This window comes from Archangium sp. Cb G35 (assembly GCF_001896145.1).
GTDB classification, from domain to species: Bacteria; Myxococcota; Myxococcia; order Myxococcales; family Myxococcaceae; genus Archangium; species Archangium violaceum.
The window spans coordinates 105,812-128,300 of record NZ_MPOI01000015.1; the positions used below are offsets into that span (position 1 = coordinate 105,812).

15 protein-coding genes and 1 tRNA gene are annotated in these 22,489 nt (G+C 69.6%); 8 read left to right on the forward strand and 8 right to left on the reverse strand.

What is annotated here, in order from left to right:
• Window positions 1-106: 106 nt before the first annotated feature.
• The 6 genes from BO221_RS39325 to BO221_RS39350 form a co-directional block, all read right to left on the reverse strand.
• Window positions 107-1,465 (reverse strand): hypothetical protein, encoded by a 1,359-nt coding sequence (locus BO221_RS39325; protein ID WP_073566045.1) that lies wholly within the window; start codon window positions 1,463-1,465, stop codon window positions 107-109.
• Between the two features lie 24 nt (window positions 1,466-1,489).
• Window positions 1,490-4,165 (reverse strand): TonB-dependent receptor, encoded by a 2,676-nt coding sequence (locus BO221_RS39330; protein ID WP_073566047.1) that lies wholly within the window; start codon window positions 4,163-4,165, stop codon window positions 1,490-1,492.
• A 371-nt stretch (window positions 4,166-4,536) separates the two neighbouring features.
• A complete protein-coding gene (locus BO221_RS39335) occupies window positions 4,537-4,977 on the reverse strand; it encodes a biopolymer transporter ExbD (protein WP_073566050.1) in 441 nt (146 codons plus the stop codon).
• A gap of 6 nt (window positions 4,978-4,983) precedes the next feature.
• The gene (locus tag BO221_RS39340; RefSeq protein ID WP_073566053.1) at window positions 4,984-5,397 is read right to left on the reverse strand and encodes a biopolymer transporter ExbD; all 414 of its coding nucleotides are present in this window, start codon (window positions 5,395-5,397) and stop codon (window positions 4,984-4,986) included.
• On the reverse strand, window positions 5,381-6,136 hold the full coding sequence (locus BO221_RS39345) for a MotA/TolQ/ExbB proton channel family protein (RefSeq protein ID WP_073566054.1): 756 nt from the start codon (window positions 6,134-6,136) through the stop codon (window positions 5,381-5,383). Before BO221_RS39345 ends, BO221_RS39340 begins: the two co-directional genes overlap by 17 nt.
• Window positions 6,137-6,172: 36 nt before the next feature.
• Window positions 6,173-6,916 carry an energy transducer TonB gene (locus BO221_RS39350; protein WP_073566057.1) on the reverse strand — a complete coding sequence of 248 codons (744 nt, stop codon included), beginning with the start codon at window positions 6,914-6,916 and terminating at the stop codon, window positions 6,173-6,175.
• 281 nt (window positions 6,917-7,197) lie between these two features.
• Between BO221_RS39350 and BO221_RS39355 the strand changes: the two genes are divergently transcribed.
• Window positions 7,198-11,064: a serine/threonine-protein kinase PknK gene (locus tag BO221_RS39355; protein ID WP_143195948.1), complete on the forward strand. Its 3,867-nt coding sequence runs from the start codon at window positions 7,198-7,200 to the stop codon at window positions 11,062-11,064.
• A gap of 253 nt (window positions 11,065-11,317) precedes the next feature.
• On the opposite strand, the gene truB is transcribed toward BO221_RS39355, so the two are convergent.
• The gene (gene truB / locus BO221_RS39360) at window positions 11,318-12,217 is read right to left on the reverse strand and encodes a tRNA pseudouridine(55) synthase TruB (protein ID WP_073566068.1); all 900 of its coding nucleotides are present in this window, start codon (window positions 12,215-12,217) and stop codon (window positions 11,318-11,320) included.
• A gap of 38 nt (window positions 12,218-12,255) precedes the next feature.
• Between truB and BO221_RS39365 the strand changes: the two genes are divergently transcribed.
• From BO221_RS39365 to BO221_RS39380, 4 genes are all read left to right on the forward strand, one after another.
• Complete coding sequence (locus BO221_RS39365; protein ID WP_083682125.1) at window positions 12,256-14,391, forward strand: MASE1 domain-containing protein; 2,136 nt, start codon at window positions 12,256-12,258, stop codon at window positions 14,389-14,391.
• A gap of 129 nt (window positions 14,392-14,520) precedes the next feature.
• Window positions 14,521-14,594, forward strand: a tRNA-Gln gene (locus BO221_RS39370).
• 28 nt (window positions 14,595-14,622) lie between these two features.
• Window positions 14,623-15,156 carry a non-proteolytic archaemetzincin-like protein gene (locus BO221_RS39375; RefSeq protein WP_073566070.1) on the forward strand — a complete coding sequence of 178 codons (534 nt, stop codon included), beginning with the start codon at window positions 14,623-14,625 and terminating at the stop codon, window positions 15,154-15,156.
• Window positions 15,157-15,260: 104 nt separating this feature from the next.
• Window positions 15,261-16,226, forward strand: coding sequence for a PD40 domain-containing protein (locus BO221_RS39380; protein WP_073566071.1), 966 nt, complete (start codon window positions 15,261-15,263; stop codon window positions 16,224-16,226).
• Between the two features lie 90 nt (window positions 16,227-16,316).
• On the opposite strand, the gene BO221_RS39385 is transcribed toward BO221_RS39380, so the two are convergent.
• Complete coding sequence (locus BO221_RS39385; RefSeq protein ID WP_073566072.1) at window positions 16,317-18,512, reverse strand: (Fe-S)-binding protein; 2,196 nt, start codon at window positions 18,510-18,512, stop codon at window positions 16,317-16,319.
• Window positions 18,513-18,799: 287 nt separating this feature from the next.
• Here BO221_RS39385 and BO221_RS39390 point away from each other — a divergent pair, with 287 nt between their 5' ends.
• The 3 genes from BO221_RS39390 to BO221_RS39395 all read left to right on the forward strand — a co-directional run bounded on the left by BO221_RS39390 (window position 18,800) and on the right by BO221_RS39395 (window position 22,418).
• A complete protein-coding gene (locus BO221_RS39390; RefSeq protein WP_083682128.1) occupies window positions 18,800-20,257 on the forward strand; it encodes an ELWxxDGT repeat protein in 1,458 nt (485 codons plus the stop codon).
• Window positions 20,258-20,647: 390 nt separating this feature from the next.
• Complete coding sequence (locus tag BO221_RS55625) at window positions 20,648-20,809, forward strand: hypothetical protein (RefSeq protein ID WP_198956278.1); 162 nt, start codon at window positions 20,648-20,650, stop codon at window positions 20,807-20,809.
• Window positions 20,810-20,990: 181 nt separating this feature from the next.
• Window positions 20,991-22,418: an AAA family ATPase gene (locus BO221_RS39395; protein WP_073566074.1), complete on the forward strand. Its 1,428-nt coding sequence runs from the start codon at window positions 20,991-20,993 to the stop codon at window positions 22,416-22,418.
• The last annotated feature ends 71 nt before the right edge of the window (window positions 22,419-22,489 follow it).

Sequence of the window (22,489 nt, forward strand, 5' to 3'; positions counted from 1 at the left end):
TGTCCAGGGCCGGGAAAAGACACCGCCCGGAGGCACGTCTTCCGCCGGAGCCCCCTCCGTTGGAAGAACTTACCTCCGGGCGATGGGACCGCACTTCAGGTGAGGCTCAGTTCTCCGGGTACGCGGTCCAGCCGGCCGTCCAGTCCGTGCTGCCCACCGCGCCGATGAACTTCGCGCTGGTATCGAAGAAGCCGTCCGCCGGAGGCGTGGCGGAGTTGGAGGTGATGAGCGCCTGCGACTCGGCCGTCGGCTTGAAGTTGGGCGTCTTGGCGTTCACCGCGCCGCTCAGCAGCGGGTCCACCACGCGGTTGTTGTGGACCGTGGCGAGAATCTGGTCCGGCTCCCGGTAGATGGTGTCGTTGCTCAGCCGGGTGGCGTCCTCGTTGGTGGTGTTGCCCGCGGCGTCCTTCACCGGGTTGGCCGAGTAGTCGATGGACGTGGTGTTGCCCTTGTTCTGCCAGAAGATGGTGTTCTTGATGGTGAGGTTGCCGGACTCGGAGAGCTGCGCCGAGGCCGCGCCGTCCACGTCCACCGCCTTGTCCGCGAAGTGGGCGACGATGGAGTTGTTCAGCTTGATGCCGGCGCCGGTGTTGAACACCAGGCCCTCCTGCTTGGTGCCCGTGCTGGCCGCGGGGCGGCCCGAGCCGATGAAGGAGGCGTTCCAGATCTCCGGCACCGAGCGCGGGGTGGCCGTGTTGGTGGTCTTGTTGCCGCTGGCCTCGATGGCGCGGTTGCCCACGCGGTCGTTCTGCTGCACCACCAGGAACTGCACCTTGCCGGTGTAGCCCAGGTCATAGTCCAGGCCGTCGTCGTCCGGCTGGCTGATGACGATGTGCTTGAGGTTGGCGGTACCGCCGAACATCTCCACGCCGTCGTCGGCGCCCTTGTGCACCTGGACGTAGTCGATCTCCGTGGCCGTGCCGCACGCGCCCGCGGTCAGGCCGTTGAGCTCGTTGTCCTCGGCCAGCTCGAAGCCGGCGAACTCGATGCGGGCGTACTTCAGCTTGCCGCAGTCGTGGGCGTCGTCATCGCCGCCGTACTTGGTGCGGTCGTCACCGCTGGTGGCGAAGAAGCCCTCGACGGTGTTGGTGCCACCGGCGACGTTGATCTTCGCCTTGCCCAGCAGCACCACGCCGCCCCAGTCACCGGCGGAGCGCTCGCCCTCGGGCCTGGAGCTGGTGAAGACGATGGGCTTCTCCGGCGTGCCCACCGCGTTCAGCTTCGCGTTGCGGGTGATGATGAGCGCGCTGCCATCCTCACCGACGACCTTGGTGCCCGGCTCGATGGTGAGCGTGCCGTTCTCCACGAAGATGTAGCCCTTGAGGGTGTAGACCTTGTCGGCCGTCCAGGTGGTGTTCTGCGTGATGTTGGAGCTGACGTCGTCAGCGATGTCCGGGTCCACGGGACCGGGGCAGCCAGCGAGCAGGGACGTACCAAGGGTGAGGCCGAGAGCGAGCCGCTTCATGGTGAGCTTCCTTTTGACGGGGGGTTACAGGGTCCAGCCGAGCGCCGCGGAGAAGGCGATGCCCGGGCGGTACTTCAGGATGGTGATTCCGCCCTGATCCAAGACGACGGCGGAGTCGAGGAGGTTGGAGCCGGTGAGCTTGAGCTGCAGGCCGTTGCCGAGCTTCTGGCTGACGGACAGGTCCACGCGGTGGAAGGGCTGCTCGTAGACGTCCGGGAGCGGGTTGAGGCCGACCTCGCTGATGCGCGGGCCGTAGACGTTGTAGAGGAGGGCCACCTCGGTGCCGCTCTCGGGGCGGTCGTAGCCGAGGTTGAGGTTGATGACGTAGGGCGACTGGCCCTGCATGGGCCGCCGGCTGTTGGTCTGCGCGCCCAGCTTCTCCGGGTCCGTGAGGACGATGTTGGACTGGATGAGCGTCAGGTTGGCCGCGGCGCGGAAGTGGGAGAGCGCGGGGGTGATGCGGCCGAGCGACGCGCGGGCCTCCAGCTCGGCGCCGAAGCTGTTGGCGCCGTCGGCGTTCTCGAAGCCCATGTCGCCGGAGTAGCGGAGGATGCGCTCGATGGGGCTCTGGAAGTTCTTGTAGAAGACGCTGGCGGCGAGCACCTCGTTCTCCCCGACGAACCACTCCAGACGGGTGTCGAGGTTGTGGATGCGCGTCTCGAGCAGGTTCGGGTTGCCGGACACGTTCCGGCGGCGGACGAAGTCGAAGAAGATGAACGGGGCCAGCTCGCGGAAGGTGGGCCGCGCGAGGGTGTAGCTGTAGCCGGCGCGCAGGTTCATGTCGGGGCGGAGCGCGTAGACGGCGTTGAAGGCCGGCAACACGTCCAGGTAGTTCGCGTTGGTGCTCGCGGTGGGCGAGGTGTCGAACGGGCTGTGGGCAGTGAGCTGCTGGAGGGACTGCTCCACGCGCACGCCACCCACCAGGCGCAGGGGCTCCACGGGCTTGTAGTCCGCCGTCACGAAGCCGGCGAAGACGCCGAGGTACGCGTCGTAGGCATCATCGCCGCGCGTGGTCTCGCGCATGCGGATGCCGGTGCCCAGGTTGGACGAGGCGAAGAGCTCCTCGGGAGGCAGGGAGGTGTCCACCGGGGCGTCTGTGAGCTGGTAGCGGAAGCGGCGGGCCTCGAAGTCGCGGAAGGACACCTGGGCCAGGCCGCCCGCCTTCAGGCGCAGGCCGGAGAAGGGCACGGTGAGGCTGGCGCTGCCGCCGGTGGATGTTTCTCCGAGCGTGCCGAAGAAGCGCTCGCCGCTGTTGGGCTGGTTGGGGAAGGCGAACTTGCCGGTGGGGCTGCCCAGGTCGTCGCTGTAGAGGGTGTCGCGGGTGTCCGGCTCGTCGCGGTCCACGCGGCTGAAGTTGGCCTGCCAGTCCAGCTCGGCGTCGGACAGGGTGTTGAGGCGGTGGAAGCCGCGCACCTGATTGAAGGAGAGGGCGCGGGAGACGAACTGGAGGCGGGTGCTCTCGAAGGTCTCCGAGCGGCCGTTGTTCACGCCGCGGGAGGTGAAGGTGTTGCTGTCCGTGCCGCGGGTGTAGAGGCTGAAGAAGGTGAGCTCGTTGTCGCGGTCGAACTGGTAGCCCACGCTGGCGAGCGCGCTGAGGGTGGCGCCCTCGGTGCCCTGCACGGCGCGGGTGGCGTCCTGGGCCTGGAGCTGGCCCACCGGCATGTCGGCGCGGGCGAACTCGGACACGCGCACGTTCTCCTTGTGGCCGTAGTTGACGGTGGCGAGGTAGCCGAGGCGGCTGTTGCCGAAGCGCAGCGTGTCACCCAGGGACGCGCCCAGGCCCATGTTGGGCAGTGCGGTGGACTGGCGCGCGGACCAGATGTTGGGGAAGGACTGCCAGGTGCCCGCCGAGCTGCCCATGCGCTCGTTCTGGGGCAGGCCCGCGGGGAGATGGCGATCGGGGCCCGCGAAGCTCAGCGCCTCCAGGAAGCTGCCCGGGTGCGTGTTGCGCTGCTGGAAGGTGGAGACGCTGTCGCCCGAGAAGGTGATGCGCGGCTTGAACTCGAACTTGCTCGGGTAGGTGTTGGTCTCGATGAGGAGCGTGCCGCCGCCGAAGGTGCCGGGCAGGTCGCTGGTGTAGCTCTTCACCACGTTGAGGTTGGCGAGCAGGCTGGTGGGGAACAGGTCCAGCGGAACCGAGGGCTCATCCGGCTCGGGGCTGGGCAGCAGCGCGCCGTTGAGCAGCGTCACCGAGTAGCGGCCACCCAGGCCGCGCAGCAGCATGAAGCGGCCATCCACCACCGTGACACTCACCACGCGCTTCACGGCGTCCGAGGCGCTCGAGTCCGGCGTGCGGGCGATCTCCTGGGAGCTGATGGAGTCGGAGACGGCGGCGGCCTTCTTGCGCTCCTGGAGCAGGGCACCTTCGGCGCGGCGATCGGCGCGGGCCTCGACGACGACCTCCTGCACGGCGCCCGCGTCGGCGCTCAACTGCACGTCCAGCTTCGTGGCCTTGCCCTGTTCCACGATGACGCCGGTGATGCGGCGGCCCTCGTAGACGTCATAGAAGACGCGCAGGTCATACTTCCCGGGCGGCAACGCGAGCTGGTAGTTGCCGTCGATGTCGGTCAGCACGCTCTTCTGTCCGCCGGTGACGACCTTCACCGTGGCCTCGATGAGCGTCTCCTTCGTCTGCGCGTCGGTGACCTGGCCGTAGACGCCGGTAAAACCCGGAGGAGGCGTTGCCGACTCGGCCATCATCTCGTCGTCGCTGCTCTCAGCGGCGTCTGTTGCGATGTCACTGGCGGTGCCCACTCCTCCCTCTCCCCCCGGGAGAGGGTCGGGGTGAGGGTGCTGGGTTGAATCCGCGTCAACCTGAGGCGAGGACTCGGAGGTCTCCGAAACAACGGGAGCAGAAACACCAGGGCTCGTGGCGGGCGCGCTCTCCTCGGGGACAGGCGCCTGCGCCATGACGGGCGCGGCCAGCAATGTGAGCGCCGCCAGAGCGGCGCGAAGGGAATGGAGAGACAACACGAGACTCCTCACCAGCGAGCGCGCGTAGAGAACGCGACGCTCGTGGCAACGAAATGGATGGAAGGTGAAAAGGGAGAGACCGGAATGAAGACTTCAGGTCACGGCGCTGCCGGCTCGGCGACGGCGTCGGGGACCACGGCGACGGTGAGATTCCCGCCACGAGCGAGGTCCATGACATCCATCGCGGTGCCGTACGGCACATCGTTCTCCGCGTCGAAGAACACGATCTTGTCCGGGCGCGCGTTGATCATCCGCTGGAGCCGGGCGACGACCTGGTCGCGCGGCACGTCCTCGCGGTTGATCTGCACGGCGCCCGTCTTGGTGACGGTGAGCACCACGGGAGGCAGTGCGCCGGGGGGAGGCGGAGCCACTTCGGTCTGCTCGTCCGCCTTGCCCGGCACGTCCATCCACATCTGCTTGGTCATCAACGGCGTGACGACCATGAAGATGATGAGGAGCACGAGCACCACGTCCACGAGGGGCGTCACGTTCATCGCCGGGCGGATACCGCCCTTGCCACCACCGAGATCAAAGGCCATGGCGCGTCACTCCTTCTTCTGGTCCACGACCTGGAGCGAGATGCCCGGGAAGCCGATGTCCTGGAGCGTCTTGAAGACACCGCGCACCTCGGCGTAGCGCACGCTCCGGTCCGCCTTGAGCACCACGCGGGCCTCGGGGTCCTTCTCGTGCACGGCGCGGAGCTGCTCGGCGAATTGGGCCTTGGGCACCTCCTTCTTGTCCAGGAACAAGGCGCCCTGCGCGGTGAGGCTCACCGTGGTGGGAGTGAGCGAGTTGTCCTCGCCCTTGTCCGGGTTCACCACCGCCGGGAGGTCCACCGCCGCGCCTGCCTCGAGCTGCGGGGTGACCACCATGAAGATGATGAGGAGGACGAGCACCACGTCCACCAGCGGGGTGACGTTCATCTCGGGCACGAGCCCACCGCTACGCCGGGCGGACATCGACGCCCTCCTTGCGCGTGGCGCGCTCCACGTCCAGGGCCACCGCGCCCTCACCGCGCACCGCGGGAGCTAAAACACCGTGCACGTCCTCCAGGTGGTCCATGAACTCCTTGCGGGCCAGGTCCAGCGACAGCAGGAGCGCGTCCGCGCGGGTGGTGAGGAAGTTGAACATCAGCACGGCGGGGATGGCCACCAGCAGGCCGAGCGCCGTGACGACGAGCGCCTCGGCGATACCGGCGGACACCGCGCCCAGGCCGCCCGAGCCCGTCTTCGCGATACCGGCGAAGGCCTCGATGATGCCCACCACCGTGCCGAGCAGACCGACGAACGGGGCCACCGAGCCCACCGACGCCAGCACGCTCATGCCCTGGCGCACGTCCGCGGTGACGCGCTCGTAGATGCGCTCGAGGTCTCTCCGCGTCAGCTCCACCGCGCCCAGCTTGCCCTGCGGCGCCGCCTTCTTGGCCAGGTACGTCTTCACGCCACCGCCCAGCAGCTTCGCCAGGCTGCTCGCCCGGGCCTTCGAGGACTCGATGACGAACTGCTCGTGCTGCTGCGACTCCAGCAACTTGCCGGCCTGCGCGGCGAACTTCCGGTCCGCCGCCTTCGAGCGGAAGAAGTAGATGAGGCGCTCGAAGAAAACGACCATCGACGCCAGCGCGAAGGCGACCAGCGTGTAGGCGATGCACCGGGCGAAAAAGCCCATGTGGTGGTAGATCTCGATCAGATTGAAGTTCATCTGGGGGGCTCCGGCGGGTGAGACGAAAAAGGCTCGCTACTTGAGACGGAAGGGGACCTTCACGATGCGGAAGACGGCGGTGGGCTGGCCGTCCACGAGCGCGGGCTCGTAGCGCCAGGTGCGCACCGCGGCGAGGGCGGCGCCCACGAAGGGCTCCTCACCGCGCATCACCTTGACGTTGCTGACGCGGCCGTCCGCCTCGACGACGATCTTCAGGATGACCATGCCCTCCTGGCCCTTGGCCCTCATGTCGGAGGGGAACTCGGGCAGCAGGTTGGAGCTGAGCTCCTTGGGCGGCGTGGCGGACTCGGGGAGGTTGATGGGCCTGGGGCGCAGCGAGCCACCGGCCACGCCGGGGCTGTCCACGCCCGTGAGGATGGCGCCCGCGACGAGCTGGCCCGTGCCTCCCACTGCGACGGGGGCGGCGGCCACGGCGTTCTCCGCGTCGGCCTCGGGCGGTTTCTCCACCGGAATCTCCTTGGGCGCCACCATGGCCGCGGGCGCGGCGACGGTGGGCGGCGGAGGCGCCGGCTTCGCCTTGGGCTTCGGCGGCGGGGGAGGGGGCGGCGGGGCCGGCTTCACCTCGACCACCGGGGTGGGCGGAGGCGGAGGACGGAACACCACGTCCACCTTCTTCTCCTTGATGACTTCCCTCACCTGGTTGCCCACGGCCACCGCGGTGATTCCGATCAGGGCGCACATCCCGAGGGAGGCGACGCCCGAGAGCGCGAACCGCCGGGCGGACTGCACGTCGGTGGCGCTGTCGTAGGTCTCGAACATGACGTCCAGCCGTATAGCGACGTCACGTTTCAGCCACGTGCAGCCCCCGCAACAGTTCGTCACGCCGTGCGTCACGCCCGTCTCGCGCGCATCTCACGGCCGCGTCACGGCGTGACGATTCGCGCTCGATTCGTGACGGAGGGGTCCCATGTAACGGATGCGTCACGGTGGGATGTTTGATGTGACTTGAAAGGTCATCCCATTCTGGAACCCGCTCCAGGCGGGCGGACAGGCGTTCGCTCCTCTCGGAAGGCCGTCTGTTTGGAGGGGTACACCGAACCGTGCGAGTCTCCTGGACGACCATGTCGGCCGCGGAGCTCCAGGAGTTGGAGCAGGGAAGGATCGGTCCCTACCGCCTCCTGGGGAAGTTGAGCTCGGGGGGGATGGGGGTCGTGTACCGCGCGTGTCACGACGAGACGGGGGAGCGGGCTGCCCTCAAGACGGTGCGGGTGCCCGAGGCGGCCATGCTGCGCGGCATCCGCCGGGAGATCCACGCGCTGCGGCGCATCCAGCACCCGGGCGTGGTGCGCGTGGTCGCCGAGGGCGTGCAGGACGGGCTGCCCTGGTACGCCATGGAGCTGCTCGAGGGGCTCACCCTCCGGCGCTACATCGACGAGCTGTGGAAGCGGAGTCCCGGCACCACCACGGACGTCATCACCCAGGTCGTCTCCGCGCCCCAGGCCCCGAGCGTCACGGGCTCCACGGGCGTCTCGTTCCGTCCCTTCGGGCCACCTCCCATGGAGCAGCGGCGCGAGGCGGCCCTGGAGCGGTTGGGCGAGGTGCTCACCCTGGTGCGCCGCCTGTGTTCCGCGCTCGCCTTCCTGCATGGCGAGGGCATCGTCCACCGCGACCTCAAGCCGGAGAACATCGTCATCCGCCCGGACGGCACGCCGGTGCTGGTGGACTTCGGGCTGGCCTCCGCCTTCGGAGGGCCGCTGGGCCGCGAGTCGCTCGACGTCTCCGGCAGCATGGAGGGCTCCTACGTCTACATGGCCCCCGAGCAGATCAAGGGCGGCCTGGTGGATGCGAGGGCGGACCTCTATTCGTTGGGCTGCATCCTCCATGAGCTGGTGGTGGGGCAGCCGCCCTTCCCGGGCTCGGGCTGGGAGGTGCTGCGGCGGCACCTGCAGGAGCAGGCCTACCAGCTCTCCGAGTGGGTGAAGGGCGTGCCGCCGGAGCTGGATGCCCTGGTGCAGCGCATGCTGGCGAAGGTGCCCCGTGAGCGCGTCGGTTACGCCGCGGACGTGGCCGCCGTGCTCGCCGGGCTCGATGCGGAGGATCTGCCCCGGCCGCCCGTGGGCGCTCCTCGGCCGTACCTCTACCGGCCGGAGTTCGTGGGCCGGCAGCAGCTCCTCCTGGAGATGGAGCAGCGGCTGGCGATGGCCCGCGACGGCAATGGCGGGTGTCTGCTGATCGGCGGCGAGAGCGGCGCGGGCAAGACGCGCGTGGTGATGGAGTGCGCGGTGACCGCCAGCCGGACGGCGGTGCGCGTCGTCACCGGCGGTTGTCTTCCGGTCTCCGGAACGGGCACGGGCGAGCAGCTGTACGGTGAGCCGTTGCATGCCTTCAAGCCGTTGCTGCAGGCCATTGCCGACGAGTGCCGGCACCTGGGTTTCGAGGAGACGGAGCGGCTGCTGGGCGCGCGGGGGCGGGTGCTGGCCCGTTACGAGCCCGCGCTGGCGGATCTGCCCGGACAGGACACCCGGCCCGAGCCTCCCCGGCTTCCTCCGCAGGCCGCGCGCGAGCGTGTCATGCGGTGCCTGGCCGAGACGCTCGCCGCCTTCTGCGAGAAGGAGCCCGTGCTGCTCGTCATCGACGACCTGCAGTGGGCCGATGAGCTGTCGCTGGGCGTGCTGGACTACCTGCAGGCCGGCTTCCTCGGCGAGTCGCACGTGTTCGTGGTGGGCACCTACCGCAGCGAGGAGCTGGACGCGGCGCTGCGGCTGCTCCTGGCCGCGCCGGGCGTGACGCACCGGGCGCTGGTGCAGTTGGATGAGTCCATGGTGGCGCGGATGGTGGAGGACATGCTGGCGCTGCCCTCGCCGCCGGACTCCTTCGTGCGCTTCCTGACGACGCGCTCGGCGGGCAACCCCTTCTTCGTGGCCGAGTACCTGCGCACGGCCATCGACGAGCGGCTGCTCTTCCGGGATGTGTTCGGCCGGTGGCAGGTGGCGGCGGGGGGAGATGCCCTGGAGCGGCTGCACGAGGAGCTGCCGCTGCCCGGCGTGTTGCACGACCTGGTGGGCCGGCGGCTGGACGGCCTGGGCTCGGAGGCGCGCGGCCTGCTGGAGGTGGCGTCGGTGCTGGGCCGCGAGCTGGACGCGGACGTGCTGGCGGTGGCCGCCGGGCTGGGAGATTTGCAGGAGCTGGAGGCGCTGGAGGAGCTGCGCGCGCGGCACGTGCTGGAGGACGCGGGCGGCGGGTGGCTGCGCTTCGTCCACGACAAGCTGAGGGAGATCGCCTACGAGGGCATCCTCCCCGAGCGGCGCCGGCCCCTGCATCGCGCGGCGGCCATGGCGCTGGAGGAGCACCACGTGGAGGAGGGCGTGCCCCCAGCGCTCTACCCCGTGCTGGCGCACCACTTCGAGCTCGCCCAGGACGACGTGTGGACCTTCGAGTACCTGGAGAAGGCGGGGGCGCACGCGCTGCACGCGGGCTCGAACCTGGAGGCCTCGGGCTACCTGCGCCGGGCGCTGGAGCTGGAGGTGCGGCGCGGGCAGGACACGGGCGTGCGCGTGGACCCGAGCCGGCGCGCGCGTTGGGAGCGGCTGCTGGCCGAGGCCATGCACGGCCTGTCGGACTTCGAGGCCTGCATCTCGCACGGTCAGCAGGCCCTGGCGGAGCTGGGCCGGCCGTTGCCGGAGACGCAGGGAGGGTTGGGGCGCTTCATCCTGACGCAGGTGGTGCGGCAGGTGCTGCACCTGGTGCTGCCCCGGAAGTGGGTGCGCGAGGAGGACCGGCAGACGCGCGTGTTGCTGGGGGCCTCGGCGCTCGCGGCGACGCGGCTGGCCGAGTGCTACTACTGGCGCTATGACCCGATGCGCATGGTGGCCACCGCGCTGCTGGCGGTGAACCTGGCCGAGCGCGCGGGCCGCGACGCGGAGATGCTGCGGTTGTACGGGCAGCTCGGCTCCATCGTGGGCATGGGACGGTTGCACCCGCTGGCGCGTGCCTACTTCCGCCGCGCCCAGGGCGAGGGGCAGCTGCTGGAGGATCCGAGCGCCACGGCCTTCGGGCTCATCGTCGAGTCCATGTACCACTCGTGCTTCGCGCGCTGGGAGCCGGCCGCGGCCAAGGCGAGCGAGGCGCAGCGGGTGTTGCTGCGGCTGGGAGACAAGGGCGAGTTCGAGCTGTCCGAGGTGCTGCTGGGGCACGTGGACTACTACACGGGGCGTTTCGAGGCGGCGCTGGCGCGCTTCGCGAGCATCCGTGAGTCCGCCCACAAGCGGGGACATTTCCAGCACGAGGTGTGGAGCGCGTACACCATGGCGCGCAGCCTGTTGGTGCTCGGCCGGCTGGACGAGGCGATGCCGTTGTTGCGCGAGGCGGTGGGGATGCTGAAGGGGAAGCATGATCCGCTCTCGCACATCATCTGTGGCGGGCTGCTGGGGATGGCGTACCTGCAGCGGGAGGAGTGGGAGCGGGCGCGCGACGAGGCGGACAAGGTGATGGAGCTGGCGAGGCGCTTCCCGCCGATGCTGTACACGGAGAGCCACGGGTACGAGGGCGCGGCGCGGGTGTACCTGGCGCTGTGGGAGCGGGAGCGGGTGCCCGGACAGAAGCCGCCACCCGTGGCCGAGGAGGCGAAGCGGGCGTGCGCGCGGCTGTCGTCCTTCGCGGTCCGATTCCCCCTGTCGGGGGCGGTGGCGTTGCGCTGCACGGGGCGGATGCATTGGTTGTTGGGGCACCAGTGGCGGGCGCGCTCGGCGTGGAAGCGGAGCGCGCGGCTGGCCCGCGAGATGGGCATGCCCTATGACGAGGCGATGGCCTGGCTCGAGTTGGCGCGGGCCTCGGCGCCGGGGAGCCCCGAGCGCGAGGAGGCCACACGGCAGGCAGTGGAAGGCTTCACCCGGCTGGGTTGTGCCGGGCTGGTACGTGAATCCGAGGCGCTGAATCTCCCCTCTCCCCTCGGGAGAGGGACGGGGTGAGGGTGCCACGAATCCCAGGTTGAACCCCCTGTCCCCAAGGTGGGCCACGGGTTGAAGAACAGGGACAGGCACCCTCACCCTGACCCTCTCCCGGAGCTGATCATTAGTCACATCTGGACTGCCCCTCATTTCTCCCTCGGAGAATCCCCTTGGGCGGAGCAAGCAACCAAGCATCTCCCAGAGGGGCGCTCCGAGGGGGCGCTGGAGATGTGACTAATGATCAGCTCCCGGAGGGCGAGGGGATAGGCGCGCATTACACCCCGGGCCACAGGGGGGTAGTGGTTCGCAGCGCACCCTCCTGTTCACGCAGCAATGCCACCAGCCGGCCGCGCTGCAGGGCGAGCACGGGGGCTTCCGGATCCGGGAACCCCTCGGGCAGGCGCCAGTCCGGGGGCCGCACTTCTCCGAGGGGGATGGAGCGCCCGTGCTTGAGGTCGTTCACCTCGTCGCCCGCGATGGCGCGGGAAGAACACCAGGGCAGCACCGCGGGGCCATGCAGCCAGACGCGCCCTCCCGGGCCCGGGTCCTCCCACGGGCCGATGGCGGTACGGTGCAGCCGCGACAAGTGCGCCCCACAACCGAGCGCCCGGCCGAGGTCCCGCGCGAGCGCTCGCACGTAGTAGCCACCGCGGCAGGTGATGCGCAGGCGGCTGCGGCGGGGCAGCTCATGCGAGAGCCAGCGCGCCTCGTGGAGATAGACGCGAGAGGGAGGAAGCTCCACGGCCTCGCCCCGGTGGGCCTTCTTGTACGCGGGCTCGCCGCCTATCTTCTTGGCGCTGGTGGCGGGTGGCACCTGCTCCCTCCAACCGAGGAAGGGAGCGAGCGCGGCGTCCAGAATATTGTCCGACAGGACAGACGTATCACCTTCATGGGTGACCTGGCCGAGCAGGTCTCCGTTGTCCGTCTCCACGCCCCAGATGACCTCGGCCTCGTAGGTCTTCGGCACGGCATGCAGCAGGTCCATCAAGTGTGTGGCCGGGCCCGCGAGCAGCAGCAGCAGGCCCTCCGCGAATGGGTCGAGCGTGCCGCCATGGCAGACGGGAAGTTGTTTGCGCGTGAGGCCCGCCGCCTCCACTTCGCCCATGAGTGCCTGCACCAGGGTGAAGCTGGTGGCGCCCACCGGTTTATGGGCCAGATAGATGCCGGGCTTCATGCGTCGGGATTCCTCGGAAGTGCTTCTGGATGTAGCGCATGCATACCTTTATTTCCGGGGATGACTCGATGGTGGAAATGGGACGGGACAGGGCGGGCGAGTCTCGGGCGGAGGTGTGGGGCCGTGCCTTGCTGCTCTTCGCCGCCTTCTGCGGGTTGAAGGCGCTCAGTGCCTTCTTCGTCTTCCCGCCCCTGGAGAGCGCCTCGGTGTGGCTCCCCAGCGGGTTGACGCTCGCCGTCTTCCTGCGTGCGGCCCCGCGCCGCTGGCCCGTGTACCTGGCCGCCGTCTTCGCCGCGGAAGCCATGTTGGTGCCCCTCTATGGAGACCCCTGGGACATGGCCCTTCTCTGGGGACTGGGCAACTGTCTGCGCACGGTGGTGGGGGCCGGGCTGATGCGGCGCTGGCTGGACGGGCCGGTGACGTTCTCCCGGCCCCGGGAAGTGGTCGCGCTGCTCCTCGCGGGAGGGCTGCTCGGTCCCCTGCCCAGCGCCACCCTGGGAATGGGGGCCGTGGCGCTCCTCGGCCCGGAGCCGCTGAGCTCCGGGGACTTCTGGCGCGGCTGGGTGGGCTGGTACCTCTCGGATGGGCTGGGGGCGGTGCTGTTCGCCCCCCTGCTGCTCACCTGGAGCGCTCCGCGCCCCGTGCCCCGCCGCCAGCTGGAGGGCGTGGAGCTGGTGGGGATGATGATGCTGCTGGCGCTCGTGGCCCATCTCGCCTTCGGCCTGCCCGAGCCCCGGGGCATCCTCATGTCGCTGCCCTACCTGTGCCTGCCCTTCGTCCTCGGGGCGGCGCTGCGGCTGGGCCCCCGGGGGGCGGCCACCGCCGCCATGGTGCTGGGGACTTTCGCCGTCTGGCACACCGCGGCCCGGCGCGGGCCCTTCGGGGTGATGGACGCCACGCTCCCGGAGCGGGTCATCTCCGTGCAGCTCTTCCTCGCCGTGGCGGCCCTCTCCACCCTCATCCTCGCCGCCATGGCATGTGACCGCCGGCGCGTGGAGCGGCAGCAGCGGCTGCTGGCCGAGTCCGGCGCGGTGCTCGCCGAGTCGCTCGAGCCCCGGGAGACGCTGCCGCGTGTGGCCCGGCTCCTCGTGCCGGAGCTGTTCTCCGGCTTCGCCGTGTGGCTGTTGGAGGAGGACGGGAGGCTCGTCCCGGCGGCGCGGCTGGGGCTCTCGGAGGAAGCGGAGGGGCGGCTGCGAGAGGACATCCTCCAGCTGTCCGAGCCCTCCCGGCGCCGGCTCGGTCCCGAGGGCGCCTCGGTATTGGCGCGCATCCAGCACCAGGGCCGTCTGCTGGGCGGTCTGGCGCTGGTGCGGGCCGGGCACACCCACGTGGCCCGCTCGCGGGCGATGGCCTTCGCCGAGGACCTGGCCCACCACTGCGCGCTCGCGGTGGAGAACGCGCACCTGCTCGGACAGTTCCAGTCCGCCATCCAAGTACGGGACGAGTTCATCACCGTCGCGGCCCACGAGCTGCGCACCCCGGTCACCGCGCTCAAGCTCCAGCTGCAGAACCTGCAACGCCCGTTGCGCCAGGGGGCCGCCGGTGAGTCCGTCCTCGCGCGCTTCCAGGCGGTGTCCCGGCAGGTGTCGCGCCTGGGGCGGCTGGTGGAGGGTCTGCTGGATGTGGGGCGCCTCAACACCGGCCGGTTGCCCCTGGAGCGTGAGCCGGTGGAGCTCGGCTCGCTGGTCCAGGACGTGGTGGAGCGTTTCTCCGAGGAACTGGGGCGCGCCGGTTGCGAGGTGGTGCTGTCCCTCCAGCCGCACGTCACCGGCATGTGGGACCGGGAGCGGCTGGAGCAGGCCCTGGGCCACCTGTTGGGCAATGCCGTGAAGTTCGGGGGGGGCCGGCCCATCCGGCTCCAGGTGTCCCAGTGGGACGGCACGGCCCGGCTCGTGGTGGAGGACCAGGGCATCGGTGTCACCCCGGAGGCCCTGGAGCGCATCTTCGGCCGCTTCGAGCGGGCGGTGCCCTCGCGGGAGTATGGCGGCCTGGGGCTCGGCCTCTTCCTCACCCGGCGGATTGTCGAGGCCCATGGCGGCACCATCCATGCCACCAGCCAGCCGGGCGAGGGGGCCACCTTCGTCCTGGAGCTGCCCGCCTCCCCCCTGGGCACCTACGTGCCCGGCCCCTCCCCCTGGCCCCATCCCCCGCCCGCCGGCTCATACCCGGCGTGAAGGACGGTCGACATCGGGGCGGCCGCCCGCCCTCCCCGCTGTCTTCCAGCCAACCGATGTACGGAAATGTTTCCGGCCGCAACTGGATGGCATACAATCCAGTGTCGAGCTGTAACCGTGCGATCTTGCTGGGGCGTCGTCTAAAGGCAGGACGTCAGACTTTGAATCTGATCATCAAGGTTCGAATCCTTGCGCCCCAGCCACCCTTCTTCCCTCGAGGACGGTGGACCGATGCCGCAGCCGCAGAAGGTGCTCCTGCTGGTCCCCATGGGGAGCCCCACCCCGGTGCTCCTGAAGGAGCTGGAAGGCCCCATCTCCCTGCAGCTCGGCCTCGCCTCGGTGGTGAGCAAGGCCTCGCTGCCGGCGCCGGCCTACGCCTTCAACAAGGACCGGAGCCAGTACCACTGCAACGCCATCATGCGCCGGCTGGCGGGGATGCTGGAGCCCGGGCAGTCCATGGTGCTGGGCGTCACGGACGTGGACCTCTTCGTGCCGGACTCCCCCTTCGTGCTGGGTGAGGCGGACCGGGAGTCCAAGAGCGCGGTGATGAGCCTGTTCCGCCTGCGGCAGGGCGCGGACGGTGAGCAACTGCGGCGCCGGCTCCAGGTGGAGGCCGTGCACCAGGCGGGGCACCTGCTGGGCCTGTCCTACTGCGAGGACGCCCGGTGTGTGATGTTCTTCGCCCAGACGCCACAGGACTGCGATCGCAAGCAGATGTCGTTGTGCAACAACTGCCGCAACGAGCTGAACAAGCTCAACCGCTAGCCGCGCCGGCCGTCCGCGCGCGTCCGCTCCCCACTCGTGTTTGAATGCCGCGCCCGCATGGACGTCTCCATGCGCGGGGCCGGAAGAAACAGGAGCACGAGCGTATGAAGCTGTTGCGGATTCTCGGGTTGGCGGCGGTGGTGGGCCTGTCGGGGTGTGATGGCTTCACGCTGGACCCGGATGGCGGTGGTGGTGGTGGCGCGGGTGGCACCTTCAGCCGCGGCTTCGTCTTCGTGCGCCCCGGCACCAGCGGCCGCAACCTGTTCGCGGTGGACGACAACGGGGACCCCAACTCCCCGCTGCAGCTCACCACGCAGGGCAACGCGTACTACCCCACGGTGTCGCGCAACGGACGCTCGGTGGCCTTCGTGTTCCGCTCCGGCTCCGCGTCGGAGATTCGCACGGTGCCCACCACGGGCACGGGCCAGCCCTCCACGGTGTTCTCCAGCGCCAGCACCGCCTGCTCGGGTTGCAGCAACTTCCGTTTCCCCACCTTCAACCCCAGCGGCAGCACCATCGTCTTCACCCTGGACCAGGGCGGCTACGCGAAGCTCGCCCGGGTGAACGCGGACGGCAGCAGCTTCCAGCTCCTCACCAACGGCAGCCCCTACGTCTACGGCGCCGCCTCCTACTACCCGGATGGCCAGTACGTGCTCGCCTCGGCCGGCTACACCACCAGCCAGCTCAACTTCCTCGTGAAGGTGGGCGTGGCGACCGGCTCCGTCGACGTCGTCTCCTTCAACCTGGGCAACACGGCGCAGGTGGTGGCGACTCGCCCCGCGGTGTCGCCGGACGGCACCAAGGTGGCCTTCGATGGGCGCACCAGCAGCGGCACGCAGATCTTCGTGGGACAGCTCGGGCAGACGCTCACCAGCGTGGCGCAGCTGACGTCGCACACGGGGGAGTCCGGCGTCCAGGACACCTGGCCCAGCTGGCGCGGCAACACCGAGGTGGCCTTCCTGTCCAACTCGGGCGGCAATGACAACGTCTACCGCATCAGCATCGCCTCCACCGGCGCGGGGACCCTCGTGGTTCCGGGCGCCCAGGAGCCCTCCTACGGCGGCATCTGAGCTTCGCTCCTGATGCACGAAGGCCCGGGACCCTTGCTTCGGGTCTCCGGGCCTTCTTGTTTCAACCTGGGGTGCTGCTGGGTGGGGTGTCTACTCGGGCTTGGCGTTCACGACGGCGCCCGGCGCCACCGTGCCCGTTCCCTGCTTCACCTCCAGCGCATCCGCCACCAGCTCGGTGATGTCCTTCACCTTGATGCGCTCCTCGCGGCCCGTGTCGTTCACCGCGTCGTTCAGCATCGTCGAGCAGAACGGGCACGCCACCGCGACAATCCCCTTGCCGCCCGGCTCCTTGTACTCGCCCACCAGGCCCGGCTTCTTCCTGTCCGTCGCGTCCGGGTACAGCGTGCTGGGGTCCTCCGCGTGCTTGAGCGTCAGCGCCGCCTCGTTCAACCGGTTGTGGTTGATGCGCGTGCCGATGTGCTCCTCCATCCACATCCGCCCGCCACCCGCGCCGCAGCAGAAGCCCTCGCGCCCGCTGCGCTGCATCTCCACCACCTCGAGCCCCGGAATCGACTTCAACACCTCGCGCGGCGCGTCGTACACCCCGTTGTGCCGGCCCAGGTAGCACGGGTCGTGGTACGTCAGCTTCTGGTTCATCACCGCGGACAGTTTGATGCGCTTGTCCTTCAGCAGCTCGTTGATGAGCTGCGTGTGGTTGATGACCCGGTACTCGCCGCCGAACTCCGGGTACTCGTTCTTGATGGTGTTGAAGCAGTGCGGGCACTGCGTAATCACCGCCTTGACGCCCATCGCGTTCCAGCTCTCGACGTTCGTCTTGGCCATCGTCTGGTACAGGTACTCGTTGCCCAGGCGCCGCGCCGTGTCGCCGTTGCACATCTCCTGCTTGGACAGCGTCGCGAAGCTCACCCCCGCCTCGCGCATGATCTTCACCAGCGCCCGGCTCACCTTCTTCTGCTTGTCGTCGTAGCTGCCCGCGCAGCCCACGAAGAAGAGGTACTCGTACGTCCCGCCGTCACCCCACGTGGGCAGCGCCAGATCCTCCGCCCACTCGTCGCGCCGGTCCTGCCCCAGGCCCCAGGGGTTGCCCTGGCGCTCGATTCCCTCGAACACGCGCTGGATTTCCGCCGGGAACTCCGCCTTCACCTGCACCTGGTAGCGGCGCATGTCGATGAGCCGCGGCACGTTCTCGATGAACACCGGGCACGCCGTCTCGCACCAGCCGCAGCTCGTGCACGCCCACACCGTCTCCGCCTTCAGCGCGCTGCCGATGATTTCAGGCAGCGGCTCCACCGTGCCCGACGGGCCCCGGCCCTCCTCCACCCACATCTCGTGCTCCCAGATCCAGTGCTTCAGGTCCTGGTTCACGCCCTTGTGGGTGAGCGGCTTGCCCGTGATGTACGTGGGACAGTGCGTCTGGCAGCGGCCGCACTCGGTACAGGAGTACAGGTCCAGGCCCTGCTTCCAGGTGAGGTCCTTCACCGTGGCCGCGCCGAACTCCTCCTTCTCCAGGTTGGGCGTGGGCAGCTTCGCGCTCTGCGTGTTGCGCTGACCCTGGCCCAGGCGCAGGAAGAAGACGTTGAACAGGCCGGTGATGACGTGGAAGTGCTTGCCCACGGGCAGGAAGTTGAGGAACGCCAGGACGATGGTGAGGTGGATCCAGAAGCCCGCCACGCCCAGCACGTGCGCCGCGGTCCAGCCCAGCGGCTTCATGGCCATGCCCACCACGCTGGTGACCGGCTCCCACCACACGAAGTTGCTCGTGGCCAGCGGCATCGTCTGCTCGCGGGGCACCATGTGGCTGCCACCGAAGAGGAACTCCGTCACCATCAGCCCCGAGATGAAGCCGAGGATGAGGTAGGCCTCCCACGAGGGGCTCATGCGGTCCGGCTTCACGCTGGCGCGCATGTAGACGAAGTAGGCCGCGCCCAGCAGCGCTCCGGCCGCCACCAGGTCCTTGAGCAGCAGGTAGACGCGGTAGATGTCGAGCAGCACCGGGTACGAGCCCCAGAAGGGGTCCGTCAGGTCGGTGAGCACCACCAGGGCCGTCTCGGAGAAGCCCATCACGAACATCATGATGGTGCGCAGCGCCAGCACCATGAACGCCGCGAAGATGAACACGTGCATGAGGCCCGGGGTGAACTCCTCCCGGTCCACCATGCGTTTCTGCCCCAGGCCGAAGCTCAGCAGCGCGGTGGCCCGCTGGGGGAGGTTGTCCAGCCGGTTCTCCTGCTTCATCGCCAGCAGGACGCCGATGCGCCCGGCCATGGTCATGACGAAGAGGGAGACTCCGACGGCGAGGAGGAGGCCTGTAATGATGGGACTCATGGCGGTTCGGTGAACCTCGCGATGGGGCGCGGTGGGGAGGACCGGATGCCGCGCTGCGGCACTGCTGTCACCCTGCAACCCTAACAAGGTTGATTCGCGAATCAAGCACCTGTCCGGGGCAGGTGCCGCAGTGTTTCTACTCGGGACGAAGCCCGCACGTACCTCAGGCAGGTCAACGTTGACAGTACAACCGTGCTTCACGCACGGTGCCCCTCCCGACGGACCCATGGCCGGTGGGCTCCCCCAGCGAGGGGGAGGGCATTCCGTTGGGGGGGACATCCAGACAGATGAGACATTTTCGAGGAAGCGTGGGCTGCCTGGCCGTGGTGCTGGCGGCGATGGCGGGTTGTTCGGAAGTGGGCCAGGAGGCCCCCGGGACGGTGCGCGACACCCAGCCTCTCTCCATCCCTCCGGCCGCCCCGGAGAGCGACCCGTGGTACTTCCAGTGGGCGGGCGACAAGGTCTTCTTCGTCGCGACCGAGGCGGTCCACGGGCGTGAGCTGTGGGTGAGCGATGGGACGAGCACGGGGACCCAGCTCGTCCTGGACATCAACCCTGGCGGGGGAAGCTCCAGCCCGAACCAGCTCGTCCTGGGGGATGGCGGGCTCTATTTCCGCGCGAACGATGGCCTGGGTGAGCGGCTCTGGGTGAGCGATGGGACGCCGGGAGGAACCCGGCCCCTGCTCACGGGGAGCGAGGCCGAGTCCCTCGAGGTGATGGCGTTCGCCCCCGCGGGCGGGTCGCTCTTCCTGGCGGTGCCCCATCCCTACCCTGGCGCTGGCCTGTGGAAGAGCGACGGGACGCCCGCGGGCACCGTGTTGCTGAAGAGCCTCAACGTCGCCGAGCTGCTGAAGGAGGTGGACGGCACGCTCTTCTTCCTCGCCGAGGATTGGGAGACGGGGCCCGCGTTGTGGAAGAGCGACGGGACGCCCGAGGGCACTGTCCCGCTGACAGCCCTCTCCATGTCCGGTCCCCAGGTCCGCGACAGTGAGCGGGTGGGCGGGACGCTCTTCTTCACCCTCCAGTCATGGGGCGACTCCAGCACGCGCGAGCTGTGGAAGAGCGACGGGACGCCCGGGGGCACCGTGTTGCTGAAGGTCTTCTCGAACGTGCCTTCCATTCCCGGCTACAGCCTCTCGCCGTTCGAGGACCTGACGGCGGTGGGCGGGACGCTCTTCTTCGTCGGATATGACGAGACGCATGGGCCCCACCTCTGGAAGAGCGATGGAACCGGGGTGGGCACGGTCCGCGTGATGCCTTCCGGGCTGCCCGCGAACTGGTGGTTCGAACCGAAGTTCCTGCTCGGCGTCAACGGCCTCGTCTACTTCACCGCGCAGACCATGGAGTCCGGGAACGATCCCTGGACGTTCTCGTACGAGCTGTGGAGGAGCGATGGGACGGCCGAGGGCACCGTGCGCCTCACGAACTTCCCGGGGGAGGGCTTCGACTCTCCCGAGTGTGTTCCCGTGGGGTGGGTGGGCTCCCGGGCCCTCTTCTCCACGTTCAAGTACTCGGAGCCGCGCTCGCGCGAGCTGTGGGCGAGTGATGGGACGGTGGAAGGCACCGTGAAGCTGCGTGCCTTCGCGCCAGACTTCACCGGCGCGTTCTTCTGGATGAGTGGCTCCAGCCAGAACGCCTTCTTCTTCGCTGGAGATGACGGTGTGCATGGCCGCGAGCCCTGGAAGACGGACGGCACGCCCGAGGGCACCGTGATGCTCCGGGATATCTGGGCGGATGGGCCATGACGCCTCGCTCGGCCTGAGGGACCTGGAGGGGACGGGGCTGTTGGGTCTCCTGCTCCTGCTCGCCTGGCCGTCCCTCGGCCGGGCCCGGATGCGCCGGAGCTGAAAACACGGCCCGCCCGGGCCCTCGAAGGGGGCGTTCCGGGCGGGCTGCCACAAGGGACAGTGTAAAAGCAAGCAGGCGTGCACTATCAGACGGGCCTGGCTGCTTTGGAGCTCAAGGGCTTTACAAGGCGTCCCACAATGGCCAACCTGGACGGTAAATCGGTCAACGCGTTGAACGGGGCACCACATGGGGTGGGCTCCAGGTGACCGAAAGGGGGGCGCGCGTGTGAGGCGTCGAGCCCGCGGGTCGGCGACCTGAGGCCACACGAAGAGCGCCCAGGAGGAGCCATGGTGCACGACGACACGACGTACCTGGACGACGAGGGGCTGGCCTACGTGGTTCCGGGCGGTGAGGACGATGAGTCGGGAACCATCATGCCGGTGAGGGTGACGACCGGCGGACGGTTGTGGGGGGCGGACGAAGCGTACGGCGGGTACGACGCCGAGTAGTGCCACGGCCCCCGCGTCCAGAGGACACGACGCGGGGGCGCGAGTGTGACGCGGAGGGACGCGTCTCCCTGTCGAGCCGGTGCCTGGCACCCGTTCCGGGGATGGAATCCGCGGCTCCGTGTATCTTCGACCCCACGTGGGTTCTCCGAGCCAATCGAGCGCAAGTGAAGCGGTCCCCCCGGTGCATCCCGAGGAGGAGCTCGCGCGCTTCGACCGGCTGCTGCCCGCCCTGAAAGAGGCCTACCAGCGCCACCACGGCAAGGCGTGGACGGCCGCGGAGCTCGGCGCGCTGTCGGGCCTGCCAGAGGTGGAGGTGGCCCGCACGCTGGAGCGGTTCGCCCCGGAGCTGGAGCTCGCGGAGGTGCTCTTCGGGGAGGACGGAGGCCTCGTCGACGCCATCCAGCTCTCGCCGGCCGTGCTGGAGACGGAGCCCTTCGAGGTGGTGCGCGCGCGGCTCGCGGCCCAGGGCCCGCTGGAAGCGCCCCTCCGGCTCACGCACCTGCGCGTGGATGGGTACCGCGTGCTCGAGGGCCTCGACGCGCGGCTCGGCGCCCTGACGGTCCTCACGGGAGAGCCGGGCTCGGGCAAGTCCTCGCTGCTCGACTGCCTGGCGCTGCTCGCCTTCGCGGTGGAGCATCCGCTGCCTCCGGGCGTGGACCCGCGCGGCACCGGCCAGCGGCTGTTCCACGCCGGCGCGCCCGAGCGGCTCCACCTGTCCCTGCGCGTCACCAGCGGCTCCGGCCTCGCCTTCCGGTACTCGCTGGGCCTGGGCGGTCCCGAGAGCGCCCCCCGCGTCACCTCCGAGCGCTTCGCCAGCGTGCTGACGGACGCGAGCGGCCAGGAGTCGGAGTCGTTCACGTTCTTGGATTTCGAGAATGGCCGGGGGATGAGCCGCACGGTGAGCTGGGCGGCGCCCCGGCCCCGGGTGATCGCGGCGTCCCATGTGCTGCCTCCGGACAGACTCGTGCTGCGCGGGGAGCTGGAGCCGGCCCTGCGCTCCGTGGCCAGCTTCCGGGCGTTCGTCTCGGGCTGGCGCTTCTACCCGGGCTTCGACGTGTCGAGGAGCGCGGCCCTCCGGCGGCCCGTGCTCTCGGAGCCCGAGCCCCTGCTGGCGGCGGATGGCGCCAACCTGAGCGCCGTGCTCTTCCACCTGATGGTGGAGCACCCCGAGCGCTGGCGCGAGCTCGAGGCCACCCTGCGCGAGGCCTGGCCCTCCTTCCACTCGCTCTCGGTCAAACCCCGGGGCGGGCCGGGCACCGTGCTCGGCGTGTGGCGCGAGGCCGGCGCGGGGGGCGAGCTGACGCTGGCGGACCTCTCGGACGGGACGCTGCGCCTGCTGTGCCTGGCGGCACTGTGTCTGTCGCCCCGGAAGGCGCCGCTGGTGGGACTCGACGGTCCCGAGTTGGGACTCCACCCGCGCGTGCTGCCGGTGCTCGCCCGGCTGCTGCGGCGCGCTTCCACCGAGACCCAACTGCTCGTGGCCACGCAGTCTCCCGCGCTGCTGGCGGGGCTGCCCGCCGAGACGGTGGGTTTGATGAAGCGGGTGGAGGGGCGCGTGGTGTGGGAGCCCGGAGCGGGGCCGGGTGGGGTGGAGGAGACCCGCTCGTGAGGGTTCGCGGAGTGTCCGGGTCCTGCATTCCGGGAGCGTGTCCGCGAGTCCGGTGGCCGAGCGGTGGGAAT